The organism is uncultured Ruegeria sp. (assembly GCF_947504215.1).
In the GTDB taxonomy this organism is placed as follows: domain Bacteria; phylum Pseudomonadota; class Alphaproteobacteria; order Rhodobacterales; family Rhodobacteraceae; genus Ruegeria.
The window spans coordinates 162,382-188,340 of sequence record NZ_CANNGO010000006.1; the positions used below are offsets into that span (position 1 = coordinate 162,382).

Consider the following 25,959-nt stretch of genomic DNA (forward strand, 5'->3'; position numbering starts at 1 on the left):
AGGGGCTGTCGTCCCTTTCGGAAACTTCATTTCAGTATTTTCTTCAGCGTCTTCCGAAGAGATTGCAATTTGGGCCGGGTGTAAATCTGAGCTGGTGTCAGATCCGCATACCCACCGTGATCAATGACTCGAAAACCGCTTGGGTCATTGACGATCAGGAACTGGTTGAATGGCAGCGTGTAAATCGGCAAGTCCTGTGCCTCGCAAAAGTAGATCGCGTACGGAAAAACCTCACTGGGGCTGAATTCCTTGCTATGCTGCCAGATCGTTTTGGTGAAATCGTCACCGCCGATGAAGCCGTTTTTTCGAATTTTCGGAAGCATCGATAACAGGTCCATGGTAATCCCGCGCAAGGTATGATCCCCGTCGATATATGCAAAATCAAGCGAGCCGTCTGGAATTTGCAATTGCGCGTTTTTGGTCGTGTCCCGGATTTCGATGACCTTGTCCATATGCGGGCGCACGCGGTTTAATGCCTCCTCCCGGATTTCTTCAAACTCGACATTTGATCTGTTGGCGGGCTTGTTCCAATCTGGCAAGTTCCGCCAGGGATCGATCAGCGTGTAGGCTTCGATTGTCGGAATTTGCCCAAGCAGAATCTCAGCAAACTGCCCTTTCCAGACGCCAACCTCACATAAAGATACGCATTTCAGATCAGAGACCAGCCTGACCCATAACTGATGCCGGTTCTCGCTGGACGCGATGGCGCGTTCAACGATGTCATCGATTGATGCTTCAACCATGGTGTTTCGCCCTCAATCGCGGCGCCCTGCCGGAAAAGACCTTACGCTCTTCTCAGTAATGGCCCGCCTTCGCGAAACAGGTTTACAAATTCTTGGCTGATTATCTAACGGCTTCATCCAAAGCGGCATGATGCTGCTTAGTCCGTAAGCAAAAGGGCGCCCGCATGCACGCGGACGCCCCGAAATCTAGGCTCGTAAAGCGATCTGGAGTTAACGCTTCGAGAACTGGAACGAACGACGCGCTTTGCGCTTACCGTATTTCTTACGTTCCACAACACGGCTGTCGCGAGTAAGGAAGCCAGCAGCTTTCAGCGCGCCACGCAGGGACGGATCGTACAGCTGCAGCGCTTTAGAAATGCCATGCTTGACCGCACCGGCCTGACCGGTCAGGCCACCGCCTTTGACGGTTGCAACAACGTCGAACTCACCTTCGACACCAGCAATCTGGAACGGCTGGCGCAGGATCAGCTGCAGAACGGGGCGCGCGAAGTACACGTCCTGGTCTTTGCCGTTCACGGTGACCTTGCCGGAGCCCGGCTTGATCCAAACGCGGGCAACAGCGTCTTTACGCTTGCCGGTGGCGTAGGAGCGGCCCAGTTCGTCACGTACGGGTTCGCGGACGATGACTTCTTCAGCCACAGCTTCGACGCCTGCAACGGCGCTCAGCTCTTCGAGAGTATTGATCTGATCAGCCATGGTCATTAGCTCCGGGTGTTTTTCTTGTTCATGGATGCAACATCCAGAACTTCGGGCGCTTGCGCCTCGTGGGGATGCTCGGCACCGGCATAGACGCGCAGATTGGTCATAACCTGACGCGACAGGCGGTTGCCCGGCAGCATGCGCTTGACCGCCTGGGTCACAACGCGCTCGGGGTGTGCACCCTCAAGGATCTGCTGCTTGGTGCGCGACTTGATGCCGCCCGGGTGGCCGGTGTGCCAGTAGAAGTTTTCTTCGCGCTTCTTGCCGGTCATCTGGATTTTGTCAGCGTTGATCACGATGACATTGTCGCCCATGTCCATGTTAGGGGTGAACGACGCTTTGTGCTTGCCACGCAGGCGCATGGCGACGATCGAGGCAAGACGGCCAAGAACAACGCCCTCGGCGTCGATCAGGATCCATTTCTTGTCGATGTCTGCAGGTGTTGCAGAAAAGGTTTTCATGGCAGGATAGTCCTGTTTGATGTGAAAGACCGCCCCTTACGGAGCGGCCCGAATTCGATGGATGGGGTTTAGACCTAGCTGTAGAGCACGTCAATACACAGAAAGCTGTTTTAATCATTCAAAAACAATGCGTTGTAAAATAGGTATTAAAATACCCCAAGTTTTCGGGCATATTCGCGCCCTGGCAAACGGCCTGCTATCATCTCTGTATATGATTGCCACGATAGTGAAGGAGAATCCAATGTCCGATCTGAATCAAGTTGTTTCTGATTATGGCGCTGCCTGGCAGGAAACGGATGCGGATAGACGGTTGGAATTGCTGACGCGCTGCTTCGCAGACACCGGGCAATACACCGACCCGACGGCTGCCGTCAGTGGGCGACATAACCTGAGTGTTCATATTGGCGAAGTGCTGCAAAGCGCAGGAGGGCGAGTTGAAATCACCAGCGCCCCAAACTCACATCACGATGTGGTTCACTTTACCTGGCATATGGTTGCTGATGATGGGTCAAAAATGGTCGAAGGTCATGACTTTGTCCGTTTGGACACGGATGGAAAAATCTCATACCTGTCGGGCTTTTTCGGTGATCCTGATCCCCTGACCTGATCAGACACTGATTTGTTCAGGCGGATTGTCCAGCAAGGCACGCAATCGCAGCATCGCGTCTTCAAACTGGCGCAGTGAGATATGCCCGTTCACTGCAATGCGTACGGCGTTCGGCGCCCGCCCGTCCCGCAGGGCAAACTCATCCGCTGACCGTAGCTGTATGCCCTCTCTCTCAGCCGCGCGGCTGAATGCGGCAGACCGCCAGCCAGATGGCAGATTCAACCAGACAAACGGAATATCGGAATCCCAGTTCAAATCAAACCCGCCTAAGGCATTCACGGCCACGCGAACATATTCGCCCATTTTGGATCGGACGTCCGCGGCCAACTGCTGTGCACTTGGGTCCCCGAGCAGCAAGCGAGTCAATTCGGCCAATGGCTGTGCCAGTCCGAAATAACCGTATTCAGCAGACCGTCGCAAATCGCCACTGCGTTCCTTTGGTGCGATCGCAAACCCGACGCGCAGCGCTGGTGTCAACGTTTTTGAGATGGATGACACATGCCATCCCCGTTCAGGCGCAAGCGCGCGATAGCTGGGTGCGCGGGCCTCACCCATGCGATAGCAATCGTCTTCGATGATCTGAAGGTCGTATTTTCTGGCAATCTCGACGACTTCTTTGCGCCGCTCCAGGGGTGAATGTCCCCCCGTTGGGTTCTGGACCTCGGGTGAAACGCAAATCGCCTGGGCATGGGTGTGCCGTAGAACATGGTCAAGCGCTTCGGGGCTGATCCCCCATTTGTCCATTTTTACACCGATGACATCAGCACGCATCAATTCGCCTGCACGGCGAAACCCGGCATAAGACAGGTCCTCGACCAAAACGACGGGCTTTGGGCCGCTCAAAATGGTTTGAAACACAACACACAAACCGCTTTGCCCACCATGGGTCAAAACGATGTCGTCGGCTGTCAGCACACCCAGCGGTAAATCCGACAACCAGTCGACCACCACCTGCCGCACCGACTGATAAGCGTCGCGTGTTGGATAGTTCATGAACATCCTTGGGTCGCCTTGGGCGATCTTTGCCAGGCACGCGCGGATCAGGGCCACCTGCCCAACATCTGGTAAACGCGGACTGAACAGGCTGACATTTGCCTCGTACTTGTCGTCGCGCAAGTGCAGCTGCCTGGACCAGACATCATCCAGAATTGGGGATTTCGGCGGGGCAACAAATGTACCACGTCCGACCTCTGCTTGTAGCAAGCCCTCATCCGTTAGGATGGTATAAGCCCGCGCAACAGTACCTGGCGTAATTTGTAACCTATAGGCAAGTTCCCGCACCGGAGGCAGTTTTACGCCTACCGACAACGTTTTGTTTTCAATGGATTTCCTTATTGTGTCGGCAACCACAGTGTACTTTGGTCCTTTGGATTTCGGCAGCGAGTCCGGCCAAATTGTATCCATTACAATTCTTCCTTTGATTTTGACACAATTTCGAATGTATCAAACACATGTACCGAACATCTATCATTTGTGTCAATACAATTTGGAAGGAATACTGAGATGACACGCACAATGCACAACCCCGCCCTCTTGCTGCTGAATGACAGTCCCCGACTGCCGTTGATCGCCGCGCTGGCCGTGCGGTTTGCGGCGGCGGTCACTCAATGGGAACGCCGTCGACGCAGCCGAATTAACCTAGGTTATCTGGATGACAGGCTGCTCGAAGATGTCGGTTTGACCCGGCATCAGGCCAACCGAGAAGTGAAACGCTATTTCTGGATTAACTAACGATCCCCAGTCCCATTCAGGGACCTCTTCCTAGGCCGGGGCAAGTCCCCGGCCCTTTTTTATCCGAAATTGGCGGCGGCTGACCCTGCCGGCGGCAATGAATATGTCATACTGGCCCGCGCAACCGGATGATCTGACCCGTCCGAGTACATCAGCACGTCCCCAACCGCCAAAGTGCGACCCAGCTTCAGCAACCTGCATTTGGCGATCATGTCCGCATCGCCTTCTGGTTTGCGCAGAAAATCCAGTGAACTGTTGGTAGTGACGGCCAAAGATTGACGGCCTTTCCGTGCAAGCACCATGGCATAGACACACACATCGGCCAGTCCGAACATCGAAGGTCCGGATACCGTACCGCCGGGGCGTAGATGGCGATCATCGACCACCAGTCGCATGGTGATGGTCTCTTCGGTCAACTCTTCGACGACAAAGTCTTTGTGTATCTGCGGAAAGACCTCTGTCAGATACTGTGACAGTTCGCCCCTGTTCATCGCTAACGCCATGCTTCCCCTCATTCAGTTACCGTCCTAGAGTTGGCCCGATAGCCAGCAGGAGGGCAAGATGGCAATTCTGGAACGTAACGACACAGGCGCGGTTGCACAGCTGAAGTTGAATGCCCCTGACCGGCTGAATGCCCTGAGCGACGAGATGCTGGCGGCTTTGCAGGCCGAGTTTGATGCGCTGCGCGAAGACGGTTCCATCCGCGCGGTCACATTGTCGGGATCGGGTAAGGCGTTTTGCGCTGGCCATGACCTGAAACAAATGACCGCCGGACGTAGTTCTGAAGATGGCGGCAAAGCCTATTTTCAGGATCTCTTTGGTCGATGTGCCAAAATGATGATGTCGATCCAGTCCCTGCCCCAACCCGTCATTGCCCAGGTTCACGGGATCGCAACTGCGGCGGGATGCCAACTGGTAGCCACATGTGACCTGGCTGTTGCCGCCGAAGGCACGCGATTTGGTGTGAATGGTGTGAATATTGGCCTGTTCTGCTCGACTCCGATGGTCGCGCTCAGCCGGAATATTCCTAGAAAACAAGCGTTTGAGATGCTGACGACCGGGGATTTCATTTCAGCCGAACGCGCAGCAGAGCTGGGGCTGGTGAACCGAGTGGTACCGGAAATGCTGCTGGAGCATGAGACGATATCGCTGGCCGAGCAGATTGCGGCCAAGCTAGGAACCGCCGTCAAGATCGGAAAAGAAGCATATTATCAACAGCTTGAAATGCCGATCGACCAGGCCTACGCCTATACAGGCGAGGTAATGGCGCAGAATATGCTGCATCGGGATACCGAAGAAGGCATTTCTGCGTTTATCGAAAAGCGTCCGCCCAATTGGACCCAATAACGCAATTGTCATGTACATTTTTTACGACTGTTCGCATTTTAGCACTTTTCAAAAGGGCAACTCTGTGGCAATGCTGGGTCGAGGCCGAGGCCTTGAACATACTTTTGGGTCGCCGCGGGCGGAAGGTCCCTCCGAGCTGGTCTCTCTCGCCAGCGTTGACATTCCCGCAGCGGCGACCCCAAGACCCCTCCTGATAAATTCGCGAATGTAAGCCAGCGGTCGAGTTGCGTCCGTCGGTTCTCTGCCCTATGTGGCAGCGCATGACACAAGTTTTGCATATCGTGGGCGGCGGCATGGCCGGGTCCGAAGCCGCCTGGCAGGCTGCTGAAATGGGCGTGGGCGTTGTTATTCACGAAATGCGTCCGACCGTTGGAACATTTGCGCACCAGACCGGAAATCTCGCCGAGATGGTGTGTTCCAACTCTTTCCGATCAGACGATGATGAGCAGAACGCTGTTGGCCTGCTGCATTGGGAGATGCGCGCCGCGAACGGATTGATCATGACTACCGCTGACGCATACCGTCTGCCTGCCGGTGGTGCCCTGGCCGTTGACCGTGATCCCTTTGCCGAAGGTGTGACCGCCAAGCTGCGCGCGCATCCGCGCATTACCGTCACGGATGAAGAAGTCACCTCTCTGCCGGATGATGGTCAATGGATCTTTGCCACTGGTCCTCTGACCTCTCCGGCTTTGGGCGAAGCAATCAGAACTGAAACCGGCGCCGAGGCGTTAGCCTTCTTTGATGCAATCGCCCCGATTGTCTACGCTGACAGCATCGATATGAGCCAAGCCTGGATGCAGTCGCGCTATGACAAGGGCGAGACTGAGGAGGAACGCACAGCCTATCTGAACTGCCCGATGGATCGGGATCAGTACGAGGTATTCATTGATGCGCTGTTGGCCGCTGACAAGGCCGAGTTTCACGAAGGTGAGACCGCTGGTTACTTCGATGGCTGCCTGCCGATCGAGGTCATGTCGGAACGTGGACGCGAAACCTTGCGTCATGGGCCGATGAAGCCGGTTGGCCTGACCAACCCTCATCAACCGGACGTCAAGCCCCATGCGGTTGTTCAGCTGCGCCGCGACAATGCCCTGGGCACGCTATTCAACATTGTCGGGTTCCAAACCAAAATGAAATACGGCGCGCAGACCGAAGTGTTTCGCATGATCCCCGGATTGCAGGACGCCAGTTTTGCGCGGTTGGGCGGTATTCACCGCAACACGTTCATCAACTCACCCACATTGCTGGATGCGCAGATGCGGCTAAAATCCAAACCTAATATTCGCTTTGCCGGTCAGATAACCGGTGTCGAAGGCTACGTGGAAAGTGCCGCGATGGGGTTGTTGGCAGGCCGGCTGGCCGCATCTGAAATTCTGGGCCGCACACTGCCCGAAGTACCGCAAGACAGCGCCATGGGTGCTTTGGTCCATCACATCACTGGCGGGGCCGAAGCCAAGACATTCCAACCCATGAACGTCAATTTCGGCCTGTTCCGCCCGGTAGAGGGCCTAAAGGGTGGACGCCGGGGCCGCAAGGACCGCTACAAAGCCTATACAGATCGGGCAAAGGCCGAATGGACAAGCTGGCTGGCACAATGCTGACTGGACGCGCCATGCTCGCTCGGCCTAGCATGGTTGCATGAACGACAAGTTTTTCCAAAGCACCTACGAACTTGAAACGCCTGAGGACACTCAGGAACACTATCAGAAATGGGCCGCAACCTACGAGGATGAGGTTGCCGCACAAGGCTACGCCACACCCGGTCGCGTGGCCGAGGCGCTGTGGTCTCAGATGTCGCAGTCAGAAACGCCGATTCTGGATTATGGCTGCGGAACTGGCCTGTCAGGCGTCGCGCTGCGGGCGGCGGGTTTTGATGTGGTCGACGGTATGGATCCGACGCCCAACATGCTTGAAGTTGCAGCCGCCAAAGCTGTCTACCGTGATCTGTCCAGTTTTGAGATCACCGACCCCGAACCGCTGAAGCAGGATGCTTATAGAGCCATCACCGCCATCGGAGTGATTGGCACAGGTGCCGCGCCGCCTGAAACACTGGATCTGCTGATGAAGGCGCTTCCTAAAGGTGGAATGCTTGCGTTTTCCTTTAACGATCATACGCTTGCAGATCATACTTATACTTGCCGCCTGAATGATTGGCTCGATATGGGGGCTGCTCGGTTGTTGTTTCGCGAACATGGTCCGCACCTGCCGGGTATGGACCTTAAATCTGACGTGTATGTATTAGAAAAGACGTGACTTTCACCACTCGCTTTGCCCCGTCTCCAACCGGACCACTACACCTTGGGCATGCCTATTCTGCCTTGTTGGCTTACGACATGGCCGTCTCCGAAGGCGGGGATTTCCTGTTGCGGATCGAAGACATCGACCAGTCCCGATCCCGAGCCCATTGGGAAGACCAGATCTATGGTGATCTCAAATGGCTGGGTTTGACATGGCCTGAACCTGTCATACGCCAATCTGAACGACAGCCGATCTACGATCAGGCCCTTGATGATCTCTGGTCCCGTGGTCTGCTTTATCCGTGTTCATGCAATCGCAAAGACATCGCAGCTGCGGCCAGTGCTCCGCAAGAAGGTGCCCCGCTGCTGGGGCCGGATGGGATCATTTATCCGGGAACGTGTCGTGTTCGCTGGCAAGGGATCGATCTAAGCCGGCGCGCGCGTCCCAAGGACCAACCGCTGCGATTGAATATCGCAAAGGCGGCCCAGCTGGTTTTTGGTGACGCGAAGCCCGGTGGCTCTTTTCCAGAACTCGGTCTTGGTCCAATGAAAGAAAGCGGCCATATCGCCTTCACACCGTATGAGTTGCAGACCACCATCGGCGATTTCGTCCTGTCGCGTCGTGATATGGGCACATCCTATCACCTGTCGGTGGTTCTGGACGACGCAGCACAAAAGATCACACACGTTGTGCGCGGTCAGGATCTTTTTGAAGCGGCGCGTATCCATGTTTTGTTGCAAGCCCTGCTAGACCTTCCAACACCCGCGTATTTTCATCATCGTCTGATCCGAGACGACGCTGGAAAACGGCTTGCAAAGCGCGATGATGCCCGTGCAATCGCCAAGTATCGCGCCGAAGGCGCCTCGCCCCAGGATATTCGGGCCATGGTCGGGTTTGACCCGTGTCGGTCACTCCATCGGTGACATCAGCTCAACCTCTTCACCATCGCGCACGGCTGTGTAGAAACAGGTTCTGCGATTGGTGTGGCATGCCGCCCCGGTCTGGCGCACCAACACAAGCAGGCAATCGCGGTCGCAATCGACGCGCAAATCCACCAGTTCCTGCACGTGACCGGATGTTTCGCCCTTGATCCAGAACGCCTGACGAGAGCGTGACCAATAGGTGACGCGACCCGTCTGCAACGTGCGCTCGACCGCCTGGGCATTCATCCAAGCCATCATCAGAACCTGGCCAGATGCCTCGTCCTGCGCAATGGCAGGGACCAATCCTGCGTCATTGTATGTAAGACTCGAAGGGTCAAAGACGACTGGGTCAGACATGATAAAAACCTTTTGCATCCCGAGGGCTGGCCACTATGTATGGGGAACACTCTACGAGGGAAAGCCATGAGCGGCGAGAACGACCTTATTAAGCTCTACTCTGGACGTATTCTGGCGCTTGCGGCGGAAATCCCGCATCTGGACCGGCTCGACACCCCTGATGCAACGGTCAAGAAACGCGCGCCTTTGTGCGGATCGACCGTAACCGTAGACGTGACTCTGCGCGATGGTCGGATCAGCGAGTTTGGTCAGGACGTCAAAGCATGCGCCTTGGGTCAGGCCTCAGCATCCGTTGTGGGGAATGCCGTCATAGGCGCCACACGGGCCCAAGTTGAAACCGCGCGTGAGCAACTGACTGCGATGCTGAAAAAGGATGGCCCTGCCCCCGATGCGCCGTTTGACGGGCTCGAGGTGCTGATGCCTGCGCGGGACTATAAAAACCGTCATGCATCGATCCTTCTGGCGTTGGATGCAACGGCGGAAGCCATGGAACAAGCCGAACAGGCAAATTGCGCCTGAACATGGCGTTTTAGTACAAACCTGTCTAACCTCTGGAAAAATTTGAGGAGTGATGGGATTGAATAACTTGCTTGAGCATTTTGTAACGCTTTGGGTTGTCATTGATCCGATTGGTACAATACCGGTCTTCATAGCAGTAACCGCAGGGCTCGAAGCTGCCGCCCGTCGGCGCATGGCGTTGCTTGCCTCGTTGATCAGCGCCGGCATTTTGTTGTTTTTCCTCATATTCGGACAGCTGCTAATTGAGGCGCTGGATATCGGCCTGAACTCTTTTCAGGTTGCCGGGGGCATCATCCTGTTCCTGTTCGCTTTGACGATGATTTTCGGAGAAAGCAAACAGGACGTAGAACAACGCCAGGCCGAAGAAGACCTGGAAGATAAAACCCACAAGCAAAACCCTGCTATTTTTCCCCTCGCGGTGCCGTCTTTGGCATCCCCCGGGGCAATGCTTGCGATTGTCATTCTGACTGACAATCACCGATACAGCATGGTGGATCAGGGTATTACAGCGCTGGTCATGTTGGCAGTGCTGGTCGTGGCATTCGTACTGATGCTTCTGGCTGAACCGATCATCCGTTTGATCGGCCATTCCGGCGCGGCCATCATAAGCCGTGTGATGGGCATGATATTGGCCTCGGTCGCCGTAAACTCTGTTTTATCGGCATTGATGGAAATCATGAAAACCGGACAATTGTAAAAAAAGCCGCCGCTCCTTCCGGGCGGAAAGGGCGGCGGCAGGTAATGCGTTTCTCGTGTGGGGTCCGGGTCTCCGCGGGGCCGAGGCATGGCCCCTCAAGGGAATTGGGACAGGCAGGTCACCCTTGACTGAGATGGGGATAACACGCGCGAGACAATCGGCACGAGAGCGCAGGCAGAAAGGCTTAGAAACCGACGGGCAGATGCAAGGCAACAACCAGAATCACGACCAGAGACATCACACCCGCCGCATCCTGCAGAATGGTCGATTGTGAACGGCTGAATACGCTCTTGATCTGGCTCAGCATAGGGTCACCTCCGGTCAGAGTTTTAATTCTTTGTTGACCTTTTGTTCTCATATTTTGCCGAGTCGGTAAAGAACTTTTTAAGAACATTTGTGAACTTTACGGAACTTGTGCTCTAACCTACTGAAATCAAACGGATCGCCTGATCCTGTTTCATCAACCAAAGCAGAACACGGGCGGCCTGCCCACGCTCAGACGTCAGCTTTGGGTCTGCGTTCAACAAGGTGCGTGCATCCGATTGGGCAACTGCCATCAAACCTGCCTGCCTCTCCAGATCGGCAATGCGAAATCTCGGCAAGCCAGATTGGGCCGTGCCGATCAGATCACCTGCCCCGCGCATCTGAAGGTCGGTTTCCGAGATCCGGAACCCATCCTCTGTCTCGCGCAGAACCTCCAACCGTTTGCGCCCGCCTTCACTCAGAGGTGCCTGATACATTAACAAACAGGTGGACTCGGCCTCGCCCCGACCGACGCGACCCCGCAATTGATGCAGCTGAGCCAGACCGAAGATTTCGGCCCGTTCGATCACCATGATGGTTGCGTTGGGTACATTCACGCCCACTTCGATGACCGTTGTGGCCACCAACACCTTGGTCTGACCGGTTTGGAACGCTGTCATCGCCGCGTCTTTGTCGGCTGGCGGCATCTGGCCGTGAACCAAGCCCACAACGTCGTCGCCAAGAATGGCGCGCAACCGTTTGAACCGATCTTCCGCCGCCGTCAGGTCCGAGACCTCGGATTCATCGACCAGCGGACACACCCAATAACACTGTCGGCCTTCTGCAATGGCCTTTCGCAGATGCGCCACAACATCGTCCATGCGTTGCGTGCTGATGATCGCAGTTTTGATCGGCTTACGCCCCGGCGGTTTTTCATCCAGAACCGAGACATCCATATCGCCATACTGCGCCAGCGCCAGACTGCGTGGGATCGGCGTGGCCGTCATCACCAGAACGTCGGCGCCCTGCCCTTTTTCCGACAATTCCATCCGCTGCCGTACGCCAAAACGGTGCTGTTCATCGACAATTGCCAGACGCAGCGCGTTAAATTCGACATCGCTTTGAAACACGGCATGAGTTCCGACAAGAATCTGGATATCTCCGCGTTTCAATGCCTCAAGTTTTGACCGTCGCTCCGCGCCTTTGTCCCGTCCGGTCAATATCTCCAGAACAACTCCAGAGTCCTCGGCCAGCGGTCGCAACCCCTCCAGATGTTGTCGCGCCAGGATCTCGGTCGGGGCCATCATGACACCCTGACCACCGGCCTCAACCGCTACAAGCAAAGCCATGAACGCCACAAGCGTCTTGCCTGCGCCAACATCCCCTTGAAGCAGGCGATTCATGCGTGTTTCCGCCGCCATATCCTGCGAGATTTCTTCGATGGCGCGGGTTTGCGCCCCGGTGGGGCCATACGGCAAGCTGGACAGAACTTTCGACTGCAGCGCTCCTGTTCCAACGCTGACAATCCCGCGTGCCTTACGGTCCAGTTGCCGGGCCAGTGCCAAGGTCAGTTGATGTGCCAACAGCTCATCATAGGCCAAACGCTCGCGCGCAGGAGCGAAAGCCGCGACATCATCAGCACCGTGCGGATTATGGGCCGATTGAATGGCCGTTGCCCAATTCGGCCAACTCTTTTGGGTAACCTGTGCGGGATCAATCCATTCTGCGAGCTCAGGCGCGCGGGACAATGCGCTACGCGATGCTTTGAAGGCCGTCTTTTGGGTCAGGCCGTGTGCCAAATGATAGACCGGTTCAAATTCGGGAATCTCGCCTGCCTGCTCCGCCGGCAGGATATGATCTGGATGCACCATCTGCGCCATGCCGTCGAACAGTTCGAGCTTGCCAGAAACCACGCGGCGAGATCCCTGCGGCAAGACCTTTTTCAGGTAGTCACCGCGCGCATGGAAAAAGACCAGTTGGAAATCAGCCTGTGCGTCTTCGACATGTACTCGATAGGCGCCACCTTTGTTTCGGGATGGCCGGTGCGTGCCGACGGTCACCTCAACGGTCAGCGTCGTCGGCAGATCAACCCCCTGGATCGTGTCTCGCCGGCGCCGGTCCACGACGGCATATGGCAGGCCGAACAGCACGTCGCGCGGGCTTTCGATCCCGGTTTGCTCCATGATCTGGGCGGTTTTTGGCCCGACACCCTCGAGTGTCTCCAAACCGGCAAACAGAGGGAAAAGCTGTTCCGGCCGTCCGCTCATGCGTCTTCGATCAGCTGCAACCAGCCATCCTCATCCAGAGTCTCAATACCCAGTTCCGCCGCCTTCTTGGCTTTCGATCCAGCCCCGGGCCCAGCTACCAAAAGATCGGTTTTCTTGCTGACAGATCCTGAAACCTTTGCCCCCAACGCCTCGGCACGGGCTTTGGCCTCGGCACGCGTCATTTTTTCAAGCGTGCCTGTGAAGACAACGGTCTTTCCGGCCACCGGGCTACCCGAACTATCAGGTCGTTTGGCCTCCTGCACCTGCAACTGACCCACCAGATCGTCAATAATTGCACGTTCGGCAGACTGGGAAAACGCTGACACCAACGCGCGCGCCATGACCTCTCCGATCCCATCAATGCTCAGCAAATCCTCCCATTCGGGGCCGGAAAAACCGGACGCGGCGGTGATGGCGTTTTCGAATTCGTCCCAGGTGCCGTAATGATTGGCAATCAGGTTCGACGCGGCCTCTCCGGTATGACGAATTCCCAATGCAAACAGCAGACGACCAAATGGGATCGCGCGTTTTTCATCGATTGCCTCCCACAAGTTTGCGGCACTCTGGGCACCCCAGCCCTTGCGATTGGCAAGCTTGTTCAGATTGGCGGCGTCGCGCTGCTGTAATGTGAAAATATCAACCGGTGCTTTGACCGGCAAATCGGGATCATCATAGAACATTTCGATCTGCTTGGCGCCCAGACCTTCGATATCGAATGCTTTGCGCGATACGAAGTGTTTCAATTTCTCGACCGCTTGCGCCGGGCATATCAATCCCCCGATGCAGCGCCTGACGGCATCACCCTCTTCTCGAATGGCATCGCTTTGGCATTCCGGGCATTTGGTTGGAAAGTCGAAAGGCTCGGCCTGTTCGGGGCGTTTGGACACGTCTACATCGGCAATTTTCGGGATCACGTCGCCCGCGCGATAGACCTGCACCCAATCGCCAACGCGTATGTCCTTGCCGTCACGGATGGTTTCACCCCTGGCGTCCCGTCCGCAAATGTAATCTTCGTTATGCAATGTCGCGTTCGACACGACCACGCCGCCAACGGTCACCGGATGCAGCCGTGCAACGGGGCTAAGCGCACCGGTGCGGCCCACCTGAATGTCTATCGCTTCAAGCCGTGTCCACGCCAATTCAGCCGGAAATTTGTGGGCAATCGCCCATCTTGGGGTCGTGGACCGGAAACCCAATCGTGCCTGCAAGGCCAGATCGTTAACCTTGTACACAACCCCGTCGAGATCATACCCGAGGGTCGACCGTTGCGCTTCGATATCCCGGTAATGCGACAGCATCTCTTGGGGCGTTTCACATAACTTTGTCAGCCTGTTGGTTGAAAACCCAAACTTGCTAAGCTGCCCGATCGCGGCCATTTGTGTGTCTGCCAGGGGCGCCGACAATTCTCCCCACGCATAGGCAAAAAAACGCAAGGGTCGAGAGCGCGTGATCTCGGAATCCAACTGCCGCAATGAACCCGCCGCCGCGTTTCTGGGATTGGCAAAAGGCTTACCGCCGATCTCGGACTGGCGTTTGTTAAGATGTTCGAAATCCTCGTGCGACATATAAACTTCTCCCCGCACTTCGAAGATTTCGGGGGCGCCATCGATATGGTGTGGAATGTCAGAAACAGTGCGCGCATTTGCTGTTACGTTTTCGCCGACCTCACCGTCCCCGCGTGTTGCGGCCTGAACCAGCTGCCCATTCTCGTAACGCAGTGACAATGACAGGCCGTCAATTTTTGGCTCTGCCGTGAATGCCAATCGCGCGTCGGCGTCCAACCCGAGGTATTTCCGAATTGATTTGTCAAAGTCCGCAACATCTGCTTCATCAAAGGCATTGCCCAGTGACATCATGCGCACGGCATGAGTGACTTTTGAGAACCCATCGGAAACGCGTGCGCCAACCTGTTCAGACGGGCTGTCCTGACGTTTCAATTGTGGGAAACGGGTCTCAATCTCAGCATTGCGCTGTTTCAGGGAATCGTATTCCGCATCTGAAATCTCGGGCGCATCTTCTGCGTGGTACAGCGTGTTAGCCCGTTGCAGCAATGCAGCAAGACGCGCCAATTCCTCACGCGCCTCATCTTCTGTGAGCTCTGGTACCGAAATTGAGTTGCTCATGGCCTCGCCCTGTCACGAATTCTTGGACTTCAGTGATAGGGCGAGGCCATGGCGAGGTCCAGTCGTGCTGAGCCATGAGTGGAAGTGCCGCCCTGGACCGACGGCGGTACGTCTTAGGTCAGATCAAGCGCCGACCGCCATCCTGGTGTCATCCAGGCTGTTGGTCTGCGGGTCGCGCAAGACATAGCCACGCCCCCAAACAGTTTCGATGTAGTTATCACCGCCCGTCGCATTGCTGAGCTTTTTTCGCAGTTTGCAAATGAACACATCGATGATTTTCAATTCGGGCTCGTCCATCCCGCCATAAAGATGGTTCAGGAACATTTCTTTGGTCAGGGTGGTTCCCTTGCGAAGGCTCAATAGCTCCAGCATCTGGTACTCTTTGCCGGTCAGATGAACGGTTTGCCCGTCAACCTCGACCGTTTTCGCATCCAGGTTCACCGCGACGCGACCTGTATGGATGATCGATTGCGAATGTCCTTTTGAACGACGAATTATTGCGTGAATGCGCGCCACCAGCTCTTCGCGGTGGAACGGCTTGGTCAGGTAATCATCTGCGCCAAATCCAAAGCCTTTGATTTTGCTTTCTGTATCATCCGCGCCCGACAGGATCAGGATCGGGGTTTCGACCCGAGCGATCCGCAGCTGGCGCAGAACCTCATGCCCGTTCATATCCGGCAGATTGAGATCCAGCAAAATCAGATCATAATCATAAAGCTTCGCCAGATCGATGCCTTCTTCTCCAAGATCCGTCGCGTACACATTAAGGTTCGCATGTGTCAGCATTAATTCAATGCTTTTGGACGTTGTAGGATCATCCTCGACAAGAAGTATTCGCATTTACCTGCTCCAATTCGGGTCAATTATTCCAATTAAAAATAAACCTGACCAAGAATGGTTAATCTGACGTTACCGTTGATTCATTTATTAACTTTCAATCTTAGGTTGTCGATATTTTTTTAGCGCCGTGACTTTTAACGCGTCCACACCGTGTTCTGCGACGGCCGAAACCCAAATATTGAATTCCTCGTCGCTGATGCCGTATCGCTTTTTGGCTTCGGATAAAGTGATCAGTCCATAAAGTACCCCGCGTACCACAACCACTTTACGTGACGCGACCCAGCGTCGCGTATCGGCAGGCGGAAGATCTGCGCGCGTTAAAACCGTTCCATCCGGCAGGGTTACCGATCTTGGCCCTTCAACTTTGTGCAAATACATCTCTTTACCCTTTTCTTGCTGCGACAAAGCTGACATCAGCCTACTTAATTCGGGGTGAAACCGCCCCTTGAGAGTGTGTAGAATTTTCCTATATTCTGCCGGTCTTTCTTAATCCGGACTGGAACCCCCATGGCCCTCGATGCCGAAACCCCGCTAAACTCGCTTGGCTTTGCCAAACCGCCCTCGGAAACCCGGGTGGTTGTCGCCATGTCTGGTGGTGTCGACAGCTCGGTCGTAGCCGCGCATCTGGCGGATCAGGGCTATGATGTGGTGGGCGTGACCCTGCAGCTTTATGATCATGGCGCGGCGCTGGCCAAGAAAGGCGCGTGCTGTGCCGGGATCGATATCCACGATGCGCGCCGTGTGGCCGAGGAACGTGGTTTTCCGCACTACGTGTTGGATTACGAAAACATCTTCAAAGATGCCGTAATCGATGAATTCGCCGACAGTTATCTGGCGGGTGCCACCCCTGTGCCCTGCATTCGCTGCAACGAGAGGGTGAAGTTTAAGGACCTGCTGGAAACCGCCAAGGACCTTGAGGCTGATTGCATGGCAACCGGTCACTACATCCAGCGCAAGATGGGATCTAACGGCGCAGAACTGCACAGCGCCGAAGATGCCAATCGCGATCAGTCCTATTTCTTGTTCTCGACAACGCCGGATCAACTGGCGTTCCTGCGCTTTCCTTTGGGCCACCTGCCGTCAAAAGACGCAACGCGGGAAATGGCAGCGCAATACGGGCTCGCCGTGGCGGATAAGCCTGACAGTCAGGACATCTGTTTTGTGCCTAACGGCAACTACGCCAGCGTGATCGAAAAACTGCGCCCGGGTGCCGCTGAACCCGGCGACATCGTGCATGCGGATGGCCGAGTTCTGGCGCAACACAACGGTGTCATTCACTACACGATCGGACAACGCCGAGGCTTGGGCATTGGGGGCCTTAGCGAGCCGCTATTCGTAGTGAAACTGGACGTGGACAAAAAACAGGTTGTGGTTGGACCCAAAGACATGCTGGCCACCCGGACCATACCTGTGCGCGAAATCAATTGGCTGGGCGATGCCCCCTTCACCTCCCAAACGGAGTGGCATCTGTCGGTCAAAGTTCGCTCGACCCGGCCCCCGCGCGAAGCGATTGTCCGACCCCTGTCAGAGACAACGGCCGAAGTTGAATTGCTGACCCCTGAAGAAGGTGTCTCGCCCGGACAGGCTTGCGTCTTCTATGAGTCCGAAGGCAGCCGTATTTTTGGCGGTGGATGGATCTGGCGCGGTTACTAGATCGCGTCCGTCCACGAATTGCTGAGAATATACAGCCCGGCGCAGATCATCACATAGGGCACCAACCGTTCCAGCTTGCGCGCCAGCCCGCCGGTTATGAAAGGTACTTTCGAGCCCAACAGTGCGACGATAGCCAACCCGATCGCAGCCGCACTTGCACCGAAAAGACCCGCCAGTCTGAACCCGGGGGCCGAGTCGGCAAATAGCGGTCCGAGTACCGCAAACGTATCCATCGACAAGCTTACGAACAGCATCGAGATCACGATGGTCGAGCCACCGGCCTGAACAGTTGGTTCGGCTTCTGAGGGCGCGCTGCGGAATTGTCTGACAACGCCGACCAAGCCGAGGGACAGTGGCACGATGCCCAGATACCCGGCCCAATGGGGGATGACGTCGCCAACGCCAAGTGCCAGAAGAAACGCAGCACCAATGACAATGAATTGCGCCACTAAGAACCCAAAAACCGAACGCCTTGGCCCCGTGACCAGAACCAAAGCCAACAACGCGGCCAAATTATCCAAGTTCGTCAGAATCTGCGCCATAAACGCAGACAAAGCGAAGACACCATAATCCAACATCAGGCGTTCATCCGTTCCAAAACGGCCCTAGCCGCCCTGAGACCCGGCGGTTCGCCTCCACGCCCCAAACGGTCCATTGTCAGATCCATGGCCTGCCTCTGAGCGTCAGGCGCGTCCGCGACTTGGTTCAGTGCCGCGGCAATCTTGTCGGGCAAGCAGTCGTCCAGTAGGCATTCGGGCACCGCGCGCGTATCAGACACCAGATTTACCAGCGTGACGGTATCCAGCTTGACCATTCGCTCGGCCATTTTTTGTGTCAGCCAATTGAGCTTGTAGGCGATCACCATGGGTGTGTTCTGAGCCGCCAGTTCCAGCGAAACCGTGCCGGAAGCGGCCAGCGCCAGATTGGCGGCCCCAAAGGCCGCGCGTTTATAGGCGCTGGCTTGGTCGGCCCCGATGTGTCGCGGGTCCAGCACAACCGGATCTCCCGGCCAGCTTGGAACCACAGAGTTGATCAGATCGGCTGCAGCGCCAACCGTCGGCACGACAACGCGGAATTCGGGCCGGTCCGAGATGAACTGGTGCAGCGCATCCCGAAAACACTCAGACAGCCGTTCAATCTCACCCCGTCGCGATCCGGGCAACGCCAACAAGATCGGTGCGTCGCCCAATTCAAATGTCGCGCGAAACGCGGCGATTTCTTGCGGCGTCGCGACCGGTTCACTGGCGACAGGGTGACCTACAAAGTCACATTCCATACCGGCGCGCTCCATATAGGGCGGCTCGAATGGCAGCAAAGCCAACACATGATCGATGACCTTGGCCATCTTATCCGCCCGTCCCGGCCGCCAGGCCCAAACGCTGGGCGCGACGTAGTGAACGGTGCGAATGGTACTGCTGGCTTTGACCAGTTTGGCCACCCGCAGGCTGAAATCGGGGCTGTCGATTGTAATCAGGACATCTGGTTGTGTATCCAGAACCGCCTGTGCCGTTTCTGAAATCCGGCGTTTGAGGTGGAAGAACTTTGGCAGCACCTCAACCAACCCCATCACGCTCAGCTCGGACATAGGAAAGCGGCTGGTCAAGCCTTCAGCTTCCATCAGCGGGCCGCCGACCCCGTCGAATTCAATATCCGGCACCAGGGTTTTCAATCCCTCCATCAGTGCACCACCCAGCCGGTCGCCGGAAGGCTCACCAGCGACCAGAAAAACGCGCATCAGACGGCGCGCTCGCGCACGAATAGAAACAGGCCGAGGCGATTGCACTCGGCAATCACGCGGTCCTTTTGCAGGACGATCACCCCACCTTTTTCAATGACGATACCTGACAATCCTGCCGCAACAGCGCCCGTCACCGTCTCGGGCCCGATGGCAGGCAAATCAACCCGCCGGTCCTGACCTGGTTTTGGTCCCTTGAACAGGATGCCGCCGCCCGCGTCCGGTCGTTGCGTCAACGATTGCAGCATCCAGGCTGTGCCGAATATGCCCTCGACTGCCAATGCCTGACCTTTTGATACCGCGCAGGCTTGGCCCACATCTGCGGAACCCATCGCGCTCAGAATACTTGCACCGCGATCCGCATCTGCCAGATCCAATTGCGAGGGTTGCGCCTCGGTCAGACTTCCGAGTGACGGCAGCAAGGTTGGGGCAATCTCATGCGCGGCTCGAACGCTCAGTCCGGCGTTCTCGAATATTCCAATCACCGCACGCAACGCGCCGTCATCGCTGGTCATGATTGCCTGCTGCAAGATAGGTACCAAGGGTATGGTCGCCGCATCAATCCGGCTTGGATCCACGGACGGACGTTGCACCGCGCCGGCCATGCAGATTTCGGTTATGCCCCTGACCTGAAGCTCGGTGATAAAACTGCCCAGATGTTCCAAAGGAAAAACAATGTCTGCAGACAGCGCATCCGGAAGAAACCCCTCCATCGCGCAAACCACCGGAGGCTCAGCAAGGGCTGCGACAATCTCACTCGGCAATGCGCCTGTTCCTGCAATCAGCGCCAGCATCGTTCTATTTGCCCGGTGTCAGGAACGAGCGATCACTGTGCCCGGTGACAAAGTCAACAATACGTTGCACGTATTCACTTTCATTGTCCGCCCCAACCCTATGGGCGCGATCCATGAACGTGCCCTCGCCTTTGCTGAGTTCACGAAATGCACTGCGCAGCGCCGAAATGTCTTCGCGCGACACACCCTTTCGCTTGAGGCCAACAAGATTCAGCCCATCCAGCTCGCCGCGCGGGGCCTGTACAAGCCCATATGGAATGACATCATTCGGCACCATGGTCAGCGCGCCAATAATGGCGCCACGACCAACCCGGACCCATTGATGTAGGCCCGAAATACCGCCGATGATCACATCGTCTTCGATGATGCAGTGCCCTGCGGCACCCGCATTGTTCACCATGATTACGCGGTCGCCCATCTGTACATCATGCGCCACGTGAACCCCCGCCATCAAAAGACAATCGTCGCCGATCCGAGTAACGCCCCCGCCGCCATCTGTACCAGTGTTCACTGTGACATGCTCGCGAATGCGATTGCGTTTGCCAATCTCCAGGCGCGTGTCTTCGCCGCCGAATTTCAGGTCCTGTGGGATCTCACCAATGACCGAGAAATTGAAGATCACCGAGTCTTCGCCGACCGATGTATCTCCGGTCACAACCACATGGGATTTAAGCTCGACCCGGTCACCCAGCTTGACCCGTGCGCCCACGTAACAGAACGGACCGATCACACAATCCTGCCCGATTTTTGCGCCGTCTTCGATGATTGCGCTTGGGTGAATGCCGCTCATGCCGTCTTTTCCATCTCCCAATCGACATAGGCCGAAAACTCGGCTTCGGCCGCCACTTCACCGTCTACGGTCGCGCGACCGCTGAACTTGAACAGCTTGCCGCCTTTTTTGCCGCGGAGGGTTTCCACATGCATCTCAAGAACGTCCCCGGGCACCACCTTGCGGCGGAATTTGCACTTGTCGATACTCATGAAGTAGATCAGCAGTTCGGTGTCGATGACGTCCATGCCAACACCCAACATCACGCCTGCGGTCTGGGCCATTGCCTCGACAATGGTGACGCCTGGCATGATTGGTGTACCGGGAAAGTGACCCTGGAAATGGGGTTCATTCATGGTGACATTCTTGATGCCGATGGCGGATTGATAGCCGGTGATATCTACAACCTTGTCGACCAGCAAAAACGGGTAGCGATGCGGCAATATACGCTGAATCAGCTGAATGTCGGCGCTTTTGGTTTCCGTGGTCATAGTGCAGATGTCCCGTTCTGGATGTCTTGTTGCCCGCGTGGTTAGCAATACCAGAACCAGAGGGCAAGCAAACCTATTCGCCGGTGCCGTCCTGCAGCCCGGTACCATCGCCGATTGTTGCGTCAATGCGGGCAATTGCGGCATCGGTAATGTCAGATGTATCCGAACTCAGAAAGACATTCGAACGCTCAAGGATCATCGACGCACCGGTTTCACGTAACAGGTCAATCAGAACCGGGCGCGCCAGTTGAAAAAAGCTCTGCCGGTTCTCTTCGCTACGCCTGGCCAACGTATCTAGCTTGGCCCTCTGCCCTTCGCGGTGGGACTGGACCTTTCTGTCAAAGGCTTCGGCCAATGGGCGGAATTCATCTACTTCGAGACTTGCACGCTTTTCCGTCAGGTCTTTTTCTTCTTTGCTCAACTCAGCGACGATCCGTTCGTTTTCTTCAGCCAGCAACGCGCTTTCTTGTTCGATCTCATCCATGACCCGTTGCCCATATGCAGAATCAGAAAACAACCTGTCGCTGGAAATCGTCAACACGACCGGCTGGGGTACCCCCAGTTCAAGCTGCTGAGCAAAGGTTGGTGGAGCCAGAAGAAAGGTCAAGAAAACACACAGGGCCCGAAGCGGGCCCTGTCTTTGCGTCCAAAAGACACTCAACATCGCAAATCAGAACCTGGCCTGAATGGTCAGGTCAAAATTTTGTTCCTTGTCGAAGTCTTCTTTCTTTAGTGCCTTCGAGAAGTTGAAACGCAGCGGGCCGAACGGGGTATCCCACAAGACCGAAATGCCAATGACGTGACGAATAGCACCGTCTGCACCAACAATATCGGCCCCTGCAGTGTTCACGTTGTCGATGTTGTACAGGTTGCCCACATCGTAGAACAGACCGCCCCGCAATCCCAGTTCCTCGGGCAGACCCAGAGGGAAATCCGTCTCAAAACGCGCAACCCAGTAGTAGTTGCCGCCGATGGCATCGTCCTGCCCATTGGACAAGTCGCGCGGACCCAGACCAGCAGGCTCAAACCCTCGGAACGTATTCGGTCCCAGAACGAAACGGTCAATGGTGCGGCTGAAGTCGTTGCCGCTCCAATGAAGGGCGCCAAGCTCCAATGAGGCCCGTAGGGTCACTTCTTCGCTTAGCACTTTTGTCTGGGCGATACCGCGCGCAGTGGTTTTGACGAATTTATTATCGCCGCCAAGTCCAGCAGCATCAACTCCAACCTCGAACAAAACGCCTGCGTTTGGATTCAGGCCTCCGATGCGGCTGTCATACACATAGGACAGACCCAACGAGCTAGAGGTCCGCTTCCCCTGATCAATTTCCGAAGAAATAACCGCGCCGTTGATTTCGTCGTCCTGCTGGCTCATCTCGCTGTTTTCCCAGCCATACCGCAAACGGACCGCTGACAATTCGCCAATCGCGTAGCTAAGCTGCGGATTAAAGAATATCCGTTTGGTGTCATAGCTGGCAAAGCTCGAGTTCGTCGTAGCCAGACCCAACCCTAGATCAAAGCGCAGTTTGCGGCCCAATAGGTAAGGTTCGGTGAAGTCGATGGTATATTGCTCAGAGTCTTGGGCTGTCGAAAGTGAAACGCCAAGGTTTTGACCACGTCCAAGGAAGTTGGCTTCGTTCAGACCAATGGCCAAACCGAAACCATCCGAGGCTGAGAAGCTACCGCCAAGGCTCAGTGACCCGGTTGGTTGTTCTTCGACATCCACATCCAGGATGACCTGGCTGGGCGTTGACCCCTCACGCGGTTCGACATTGGCGGTGGAAAAGAAGCCCAGTGCGTTGATGCGTTCTGCCGCCTGACGGATTTCGCGCGGATTGAACGGGTCACCTTCGACGGTGTCGAATTGACGGCGGATCACACGGTCAAGCGTGGTCGTGTTGCCCTCAATATCGATCCGCTCGACAAAGACGCGCGGTCCTTTGGTTAGAACAAACTGAACATCCAGCGTCAGATCGCGAGGATTGCGTGTTACGCGCGGCTCGACACGCAGAAAATCGACACCTTGTTTGACACCCAAACGCTCCTGACGGGCGATCGAGTTCTCGATCAGCGTCGGCGAGTAAGTGACGCCCGGTTTGATCTTCAGCGCGTTTTGATAGTCCGCTGCGTCAACACCCGGAATTTCGCTGACAGTGCTGATCTGCCCGAACGAGAACTTCTGGCCTTCGGTGATGTTCATGACCAGGAAAAATGCGTCCCGCTCGCGGGTGAATTCAACGTTGGCACTGTTCACACGAAAATCGATATATCCGCGTGACAGATAGAAATCGCGAAGGACCTGTTTATCAAACTCAATCCGGTCGCCGATAAATGTGTCACTCCGGAAGAACGTCCTCAGGAAAGTTGCCTGCTTGGTTTCAAGAACGCGGCGCAGGCGGCGATCAGAATAAGCGCGGTTGCCCACAAAACTAACACGCTCAACCTCAATGGTTGTGCCTTCGGCCACTTCGAAAACCAGATCCACGCGATTGTCGCTGCGTCGGATGATGCGCGGGATAACGGTTGCCGATACGCGGCCCTGCGCCGAATAGACCTCGGCAATCAAATCGGCATCCGCTTCGGCAACCTGGGGTGTAAACACGCGACGAGGCTGAGACGAGATGACTTCAATCAAAACGTCATCTTTTACGCGGCGGTTCCCCTCGATGCTGATCTGGTTGATCGTCGGGTATTCCTGAACTTCGATCACAAGCGTGCTGCCGCGTGGTGTCAGATCGACTGTTTCAAAAACACCACTGTCAAGCAAACGCTGATAGGCGTCGTTCAACTGTCCGGCTGTCACAGTCTGTCCGGGCTCAATACCGGTTCGCGCTATGATTGTTCCGGTTTCGATGCGGCGGTTGCCGTCAACATCAAAAGAATTGATGGTGAAGTTCTGCGCCCGCGCCTCTTGCGGCAAAGCCAGTAAACTTGCTGCTGCAAACAGGAAAAAAAACGTTAGCGTTCGCCACAAAATCTTGTTTGTTGGCTTTTGCCCCCCGCAGGATGTTCCCGCGCCACGCCCTTTGGTCATTTTTGTTCTCTACCCAGCAATTCAAGAATTTAATGCTGAGTAGCGGGAATAGTTGGTCTTGTCAAAAGGCCAAAATGCGCATCGAGTTATTGGTCAGCTCGGCATTCTATCGAGACGAGAGTGAAGAATCACATCCCAGCCAGGTATGCGCCACAAACCAAAGCCAATGCAGTGACGGCGAAGCTCAAAAGCATGTCCCAGTTCAGCATGAACAGGAAACTCAGGCTCTGATAGGATTTATGCATCGTATTTGTCATAGTAGGCCCTCAACCAGCGGAGTTTCGATAGCCGAGGAATGCGGCAATAGTGCGGCATTTATGTGCCGCACGCGCCTCAATCAGCAAAACAAGTCGTTGGTCAAAGAAAACAACATCAGGCTAAGAATCAGCGTGATGCCGACACCCATAAGCACCCGCAGCGCCTTGTCGCTGGGTGGTTTACCGGCAACGGCCTCGTACGCGTAAAACACCAAATGGCCGCCGTCCAAGGCGGGGATCGGAAACAGATTCAACAGACCGACGGCCGTCGACAACACGGCAATGAAGAAGATGAAGTTCTGTGCGCCCTGACTGGCCATTGCACCTGATGTTTCGGCGATACCAATCGGGCCGGATATGTTGCAGGTGCTGATCGCCCCTGTCACCATATGCCATATCCCCGATAGCGACCCTTCGATGATCCTTATCGTCTGTTGTACGCCGCCCGACAGCGACTCCAACACTCCCGCAGGCTCGGTCGCAGCCTCCAGCATCATGCCGCCTACAATCCCGATGCGCCAATGCGTTACGAACCCACCATCTGGCTGCGGCTCATCCGTCCGGCGCGGTGCAAGCGCAAACTCTAGATCAGCCCCGTCTCGCCAAACGTTCAGTAACAAAACCCGTCCGTCCGAGCCTTCGACAAATTCTTTGAGCTGCTCAAAAGCAAAGATTGGCTCTCCGTTTACAGAGGTAATCACATCCCCTTGCGCCAACTGGATATCCATGGCCGCGCTGCGGGGGGTCACTTGACGGATCAAGGGTGGGAACAACCAGGGAGCGGCGACGTCAATCGTCTGGCCGTCGCGGATAACGGTGTACTCCAGAATGGGCTCCACTGGCAGCGAATCCGTGAAATCGCCCCATGCGCCCTCTTCGTCAAAATCCGGTGTCGGAATGCCAGCGATCGCAACGATTTCATCGCCTTCCTGTAACCCTTGCTCTGTTCCTGGCAAGGGCTGAAGACTGCCGACGGTCAACGGTTCACGCGACACGCCCTGCGACCAGAAAATCATCCCAAACACAAGGATCGACATGACGAAGTTAAACACCGGCCCTGCTGCGACTGTCGCCGTACGGGCCCAAAGGGGCGCGCCATGCATCGTGCGGCGCAGCTCTTCCGGGCTTTGTTCGGTGATCTCTTCCATCGCCTCTTCGTCTTTGCCCGAAGCGGCATTGGCATCCCCAAGAAATTTGACATATCCGCCGAAGGGTAACAGAGCGATCTGCCATCGCGTACCGCGCTTATCCATGCGGCTCCATAGGACGGGACCAAACCCAATGGAAAACACCTCGGCATGGATGCCAGACCACCGTCCAACGATGTAGTGGCCGTATTCATGAACAGCGACAATCACCGACAAAGCGATCACGAAGGCCACAATGGTCCAAAGCAAGTTGCCAAACTGTGGGATCAGAGAAAGTACGTCCAAA

Annotated in this window: 28 protein-coding genes and 1 pseudogene; 9 read left to right on the forward strand and 20 right to left on the reverse strand. The window is 55.8% G+C overall.

The genetic code is table 11. The features are described from left to right. Positions 1-26 precede the first annotated feature (26 nt). The 3 genes from Q1B21_RS13115 to rplM all read right to left on the reverse strand — a co-directional run bounded on the left by Q1B21_RS13115 (position 27) and on the right by rplM (position 1,903). Complete coding sequence (locus tag Q1B21_RS13115) at positions 27-743, reverse strand: class I SAM-dependent methyltransferase (protein WP_299889934.1); 717 nt, start codon at positions 741-743, stop codon at positions 27-29. 210 nt (positions 744-953) lie between these two features. Further along, positions 954-1,439 carry a 30S ribosomal protein S9 gene (rpsI, locus tag Q1B21_RS13120; protein ID WP_074736371.1) on the reverse strand — a complete coding sequence of 162 codons (486 nt, stop codon included), beginning with the start codon at positions 1,437-1,439 and terminating at the stop codon, positions 954-956. A gap of 5 nt (positions 1,440-1,444) precedes the next feature. Next, positions 1,445-1,903 carry a 50S ribosomal protein L13 gene (rplM, locus tag Q1B21_RS13125; protein WP_058281323.1) on the reverse strand — a complete coding sequence of 153 codons (459 nt, stop codon included), beginning with the start codon at positions 1,901-1,903 and terminating at the stop codon, positions 1,445-1,447. Positions 1,904-2,144: 241 nt separating this feature from the next. Between rplM and Q1B21_RS13130 the strand changes: the two genes are divergently transcribed. Continuing rightward, positions 2,145-2,510: a nuclear transport factor 2 family protein gene (locus Q1B21_RS13130; protein WP_298935563.1), complete on the forward strand. Its 366-nt coding sequence runs from the start codon at positions 2,145-2,147 to the stop codon at positions 2,508-2,510. Here the strand turns inward: Q1B21_RS13130 and Q1B21_RS13135 are convergent, their stop codons facing one another. Continuing rightward, positions 2,511-3,914, reverse strand: a complete 1,404-nt coding sequence (locus tag Q1B21_RS13135) for a PLP-dependent aminotransferase family protein (RefSeq protein WP_299889937.1) — start codon at positions 3,912-3,914, stop codon at positions 2,511-2,513. A 99-nt stretch (positions 3,915-4,013) separates the two neighbouring features. Here Q1B21_RS13135 and Q1B21_RS13140 point away from each other — a divergent pair, with 99 nt between their 5' ends. Beyond that, a complete protein-coding gene (locus Q1B21_RS13140) occupies positions 4,014-4,241 on the forward strand; it encodes a DUF1127 domain-containing protein (RefSeq protein ID WP_298935566.1) in 228 nt (75 codons plus the stop codon). Positions 4,242-4,300: 59 nt separating this feature from the next. Here the strand turns inward: Q1B21_RS13140 and Q1B21_RS13145 are convergent, their stop codons facing one another. Then, complete coding sequence (locus Q1B21_RS13145; RefSeq protein ID WP_298935747.1) at positions 4,301-4,744, reverse strand: PaaI family thioesterase; 444 nt, start codon at positions 4,742-4,744, stop codon at positions 4,301-4,303. Positions 4,745-4,793: 49 nt separating this feature from the next. On the opposite strand from Q1B21_RS13145, the pseudogene Q1B21_RS13150 reads away from it, so the two are divergent. The 4 genes and pseudogenes from Q1B21_RS13150 to gluQRS form a co-directional block, all read left to right on the forward strand. After that, a pseudogene (locus Q1B21_RS13150) lies at positions 4,794-5,588 on the forward strand (enoyl-CoA hydratase); the annotation flags it as partial. 260 nt (positions 5,589-5,848) lie between these two features. After that, on the forward strand, positions 5,849-7,189 hold the full coding sequence (gene trmFO / locus Q1B21_RS13155; protein WP_299889940.1) for a methylenetetrahydrofolate--tRNA-(uracil(54)-C(5))-methyltransferase (FADH(2)-oxidizing) TrmFO: 1,341 nt from the start codon (positions 5,849-5,851) through the stop codon (positions 7,187-7,189). A 37-nt stretch (positions 7,190-7,226) separates the two neighbouring features. Further along, positions 7,227-7,841 (forward strand): class I SAM-dependent methyltransferase, encoded by a 615-nt coding sequence (locus Q1B21_RS13160; protein ID WP_299889942.1) that lies wholly within the window; start codon positions 7,227-7,229, stop codon positions 7,839-7,841. Further along, positions 7,838-8,749: a tRNA glutamyl-Q(34) synthetase GluQRS gene (gluQRS, locus tag Q1B21_RS13165; protein ID WP_299889944.1), complete on the forward strand. Its 912-nt coding sequence runs from the start codon at positions 7,838-7,840 to the stop codon at positions 8,747-8,749. The genes Q1B21_RS13160 and gluQRS overlap by 4 nt, the downstream gene beginning before the upstream one ends. Here the strand turns inward: gluQRS and hisI are convergent. Further along, the gene (gene hisI / locus Q1B21_RS13170; RefSeq protein WP_299889946.1) at positions 8,735-9,124 is read right to left on the reverse strand and encodes a phosphoribosyl-AMP cyclohydrolase; all 390 of its coding nucleotides are present in this window, start codon (positions 9,122-9,124) and stop codon (positions 8,735-8,737) included. The two genes, gluQRS and hisI, sit on opposite strands and share 15 nt — an antisense overlap. A 48-nt stretch (positions 9,125-9,172) precedes the next feature. Between hisI and Q1B21_RS13175 the strand changes: the two genes are divergently transcribed. Beyond that, complete coding sequence (locus Q1B21_RS13175; RefSeq protein WP_298935575.1) at positions 9,173-9,625, forward strand: iron-sulfur cluster assembly scaffold protein; 453 nt, start codon at positions 9,173-9,175, stop codon at positions 9,623-9,625. A 58-nt stretch (positions 9,626-9,683) separates the two neighbouring features. Continuing rightward, positions 9,684-10,322: a MarC family protein gene (locus tag Q1B21_RS13180; RefSeq protein WP_298935577.1), complete on the forward strand. Its 639-nt coding sequence runs from the start codon at positions 9,684-9,686 to the stop codon at positions 10,320-10,322. A gap of 184 nt (positions 10,323-10,506) precedes the next feature. On the opposite strand, the gene Q1B21_RS13185 is transcribed toward Q1B21_RS13180, so the two are convergent. From Q1B21_RS13185 to Q1B21_RS13205, 5 genes are all read right to left on the reverse strand, one after another. Next, complete coding sequence (locus tag Q1B21_RS13185; protein WP_299889948.1) at positions 10,507-10,629, reverse strand: hypothetical protein; 123 nt, start codon at positions 10,627-10,629, stop codon at positions 10,507-10,509. A 112-nt stretch (positions 10,630-10,741) separates the two neighbouring features. Continuing rightward, positions 10,742-12,832, reverse strand: coding sequence for an ATP-dependent DNA helicase RecG (gene recG / locus Q1B21_RS13190; RefSeq protein ID WP_299889950.1), 2,091 nt, complete (start codon positions 12,830-12,832; stop codon positions 10,742-10,744). After that, a complete protein-coding gene (gene ligA, locus Q1B21_RS13195) occupies positions 12,829-14,955 on the reverse strand; it encodes an NAD-dependent DNA ligase LigA (RefSeq protein ID WP_299889952.1) in 2,127 nt (708 codons plus the stop codon). Before ligA ends, recG begins: the two co-directional genes overlap by 4 nt. Before the next feature lie 123 nt (positions 14,956-15,078). Continuing rightward, positions 15,079-15,795 (reverse strand): response regulator transcription factor CtrA, encoded by a 717-nt coding sequence (gene ctrA / locus Q1B21_RS13200; RefSeq protein WP_298935588.1) that lies wholly within the window; start codon positions 15,793-15,795, stop codon positions 15,079-15,081. Positions 15,796-15,882: 87 nt separating this feature from the next. Beyond that, on the reverse strand, positions 15,883-16,173 hold the full coding sequence (locus Q1B21_RS13205; RefSeq protein ID WP_299890111.1) for a DUF1153 domain-containing protein: 291 nt from the start codon (positions 16,171-16,173) through the stop codon (positions 15,883-15,885). Between the two features lie 129 nt (positions 16,174-16,302). Between Q1B21_RS13205 and mnmA the strand changes: the two genes are divergently transcribed. Continuing rightward, complete coding sequence (mnmA, locus tag Q1B21_RS13210; protein WP_298935590.1) at positions 16,303-17,448, forward strand: tRNA 2-thiouridine(34) synthase MnmA; 1,146 nt, start codon at positions 16,303-16,305, stop codon at positions 17,446-17,448. Here the strand turns inward: mnmA and Q1B21_RS13215 are convergent. From Q1B21_RS13215 to rseP, 9 genes are all read right to left on the reverse strand, one after another. Beyond that, positions 17,445-18,026: a hypothetical protein gene (locus tag Q1B21_RS13215; protein ID WP_299889954.1), complete on the reverse strand. Its 582-nt coding sequence runs from the start codon at positions 18,024-18,026 to the stop codon at positions 17,445-17,447. The genes mnmA and Q1B21_RS13215 overlap by 4 nt on opposite strands. After that, the gene (gene lpxB, locus Q1B21_RS13220) at positions 18,026-19,183 is read right to left on the reverse strand and encodes a lipid-A-disaccharide synthase (RefSeq protein WP_299889957.1); all 1,158 of its coding nucleotides are present in this window, start codon (positions 19,181-19,183) and stop codon (positions 18,026-18,028) included. Before lpxB ends, Q1B21_RS13215 begins: the two co-directional genes overlap by 1 nt. Then, positions 19,183-19,977, reverse strand: a complete 795-nt coding sequence (locus Q1B21_RS13225) for an LpxI family protein (RefSeq protein ID WP_299889959.1) — start codon at positions 19,975-19,977, stop codon at positions 19,183-19,185. The genes lpxB and Q1B21_RS13225 overlap by 1 nt, the downstream gene beginning before the upstream one ends. 4 nt (positions 19,978-19,981) lie before the next feature. Beyond that, positions 19,982-20,767 carry an acyl-ACP--UDP-N-acetylglucosamine O-acyltransferase gene (gene lpxA, locus Q1B21_RS13230; RefSeq protein ID WP_299889961.1) on the reverse strand — a complete coding sequence of 262 codons (786 nt, stop codon included), beginning with the start codon at positions 20,765-20,767 and terminating at the stop codon, positions 19,982-19,984. Next, positions 20,764-21,237, reverse strand: coding sequence for a 3-hydroxyacyl-ACP dehydratase FabZ (gene fabZ / locus Q1B21_RS13235; protein ID WP_298935600.1), 474 nt, complete (start codon positions 21,235-21,237; stop codon positions 20,764-20,766). Before fabZ ends, lpxA begins: the two co-directional genes overlap by 4 nt. A 73-nt stretch (positions 21,238-21,310) precedes the next feature. Next, on the reverse strand, positions 21,311-21,901 hold the full coding sequence (locus tag Q1B21_RS13240; protein ID WP_299889964.1) for an OmpH family outer membrane protein: 591 nt from the start codon (positions 21,899-21,901) through the stop codon (positions 21,311-21,313). Positions 21,902-21,907: 6 nt separating this feature from the next. Further along, a complete protein-coding gene (gene bamA / locus Q1B21_RS13245) occupies positions 21,908-24,268 on the reverse strand; it encodes an outer membrane protein assembly factor BamA (protein ID WP_299889966.1) in 2,361 nt (786 codons plus the stop codon). Between the two features lie 128 nt (positions 24,269-24,396). Further along, positions 24,397-24,525: a hypothetical protein gene (locus Q1B21_RS13250; RefSeq protein WP_298935605.1), complete on the reverse strand. Its 129-nt coding sequence runs from the start codon at positions 24,523-24,525 to the stop codon at positions 24,397-24,399. Between the two features lie 80 nt (positions 24,526-24,605). Further along, a complete protein-coding gene (gene rseP / locus Q1B21_RS13255) occupies positions 24,606-25,958 on the reverse strand; it encodes an RIP metalloprotease RseP (protein ID WP_299889968.1) in 1,353 nt (450 codons plus the stop codon). Position 25,959: the final 1 nt, after the last annotated feature.

Coding starts and splice junctions, on each gene's coding strand:
- Q1B21_RS13240 (WP_299889964.1), bottom strand. CDS start 21,901: ATGTTGAGTGTCTTTTGGACGCAAAGACAGGGCCCGCTTCGGGCCCTG.
- Q1B21_RS13185 (WP_299889948.1), bottom strand. CDS start 10,629: ATGCTGAGCCAGATCAAGAGCGTATTCAGCCGTTCACAATCGACCATT.
- hisI (WP_299889946.1), bottom strand. CDS start 9,124: ATGCAAAAGGTTTTTATCATGTCTGACCCAGTCGTCTTTGACCCTTCG.
- lpxB (WP_299889957.1), bottom strand. CDS start 19,183: ATGCGCGTTTTTCTGGTCGCTGGTGAGCCTTCCGGCGACCGGCTGGGT.
- Q1B21_RS13225 (WP_299889959.1), bottom strand. CDS start 19,977: ATGCTGGCGCTGATTGCAGGAACAGGCGCATTGCCGAGTGAGATTGTC.
- Q1B21_RS13175 (WP_298935575.1), top strand. CDS start 9,173: ATGAGCGGCGAGAACGACCTTATTAAGCTCTACTCTGGACGTATTCTG.
- Q1B21_RS13205 (WP_299890111.1), bottom strand. CDS start 16,173: ATGTATTTGCACAAAGTTGAAGGGCCAAGATCGGTAACCCTGCCGGAT.
- fabZ (WP_298935600.1), bottom strand. CDS start 21,237: ATGACCACGGAAACCAAAAGCGCCGACATTCAGCTGATTCAGCGTATA.
- lpxA (WP_299889961.1), bottom strand. CDS start 20,767: ATGAGCGGCATTCACCCAAGCGCAATCATCGAAGACGGCGCAAAAATC.
- ctrA (WP_298935588.1), bottom strand. CDS start 15,795: ATGCGAATACTTCTTGTCGAGGATGATCCTACAACGTCCAAAAGCATT.
- Q1B21_RS13130 (WP_298935563.1), top strand. CDS start 2,145: ATGTCCGATCTGAATCAAGTTGTTTCTGATTATGGCGCTGCCTGGCAG.
- mnmA (WP_298935590.1), top strand. CDS start 16,303: ATGGCCCTCGATGCCGAAACCCCGCTAAACTCGCTTGGCTTTGCCAAA.
- Q1B21_RS13215 (WP_299889954.1), bottom strand. CDS start 18,026: ATGTTGGATTATGGTGTCTTCGCTTTGTCTGCGTTTATGGCGCAGATT.
- ligA (WP_299889952.1), bottom strand. CDS start 14,955: ATGAGCAACTCAATTTCGGTACCAGAGCTCACAGAAGATGAGGCGCGT.
- trmFO (WP_299889940.1), top strand. CDS start 5,849: ATGACACAAGTTTTGCATATCGTGGGCGGCGGCATGGCCGGGTCCGAA.
- Q1B21_RS13160 (WP_299889942.1), top strand. CDS start 7,227: ATGAACGACAAGTTTTTCCAAAGCACCTACGAACTTGAAACGCCTGAG.
- Q1B21_RS13145 (WP_298935747.1), bottom strand. CDS start 4,744: ATGGCGTTAGCGATGAACAGGGGCGAACTGTCACAGTATCTGACAGAG.
- Q1B21_RS13115 (WP_299889934.1), bottom strand. CDS start 743: ATGGTTGAAGCATCAATCGATGACATCGTTGAACGCGCCATCGCGTCC.
- Q1B21_RS13140 (WP_298935566.1), top strand. CDS start 4,014: ATGACACGCACAATGCACAACCCCGCCCTCTTGCTGCTGAATGACAGT.
- bamA (WP_299889966.1), bottom strand. CDS start 24,268: ATGACCAAAGGGCGTGGCGCGGGAACATCCTGCGGGGGGCAAAAGCCA.
- Q1B21_RS13135 (WP_299889937.1), bottom strand. CDS start 3,914: ATGGATACAATTTGGCCGGACTCGCTGCCGAAATCCAAAGGACCAAAG.
- rplM (WP_058281323.1), bottom strand. CDS start 1,903: ATGAAAACCTTTTCTGCAACACCTGCAGACATCGACAAGAAATGGATC.
- Q1B21_RS13250 (WP_298935605.1), bottom strand. CDS start 24,525: ATGACAAATACGATGCATAAATCCTATCAGAGCCTGAGTTTCCTGTTC.
- rpsI (WP_074736371.1), bottom strand. CDS start 1,439: ATGGCTGATCAGATCAATACTCTCGAAGAGCTGAGCGCCGTTGCAGGC.
- recG (WP_299889950.1), bottom strand. CDS start 12,832: ATGAGCGGACGGCCGGAACAGCTTTTCCCTCTGTTTGCCGGTTTGGAG.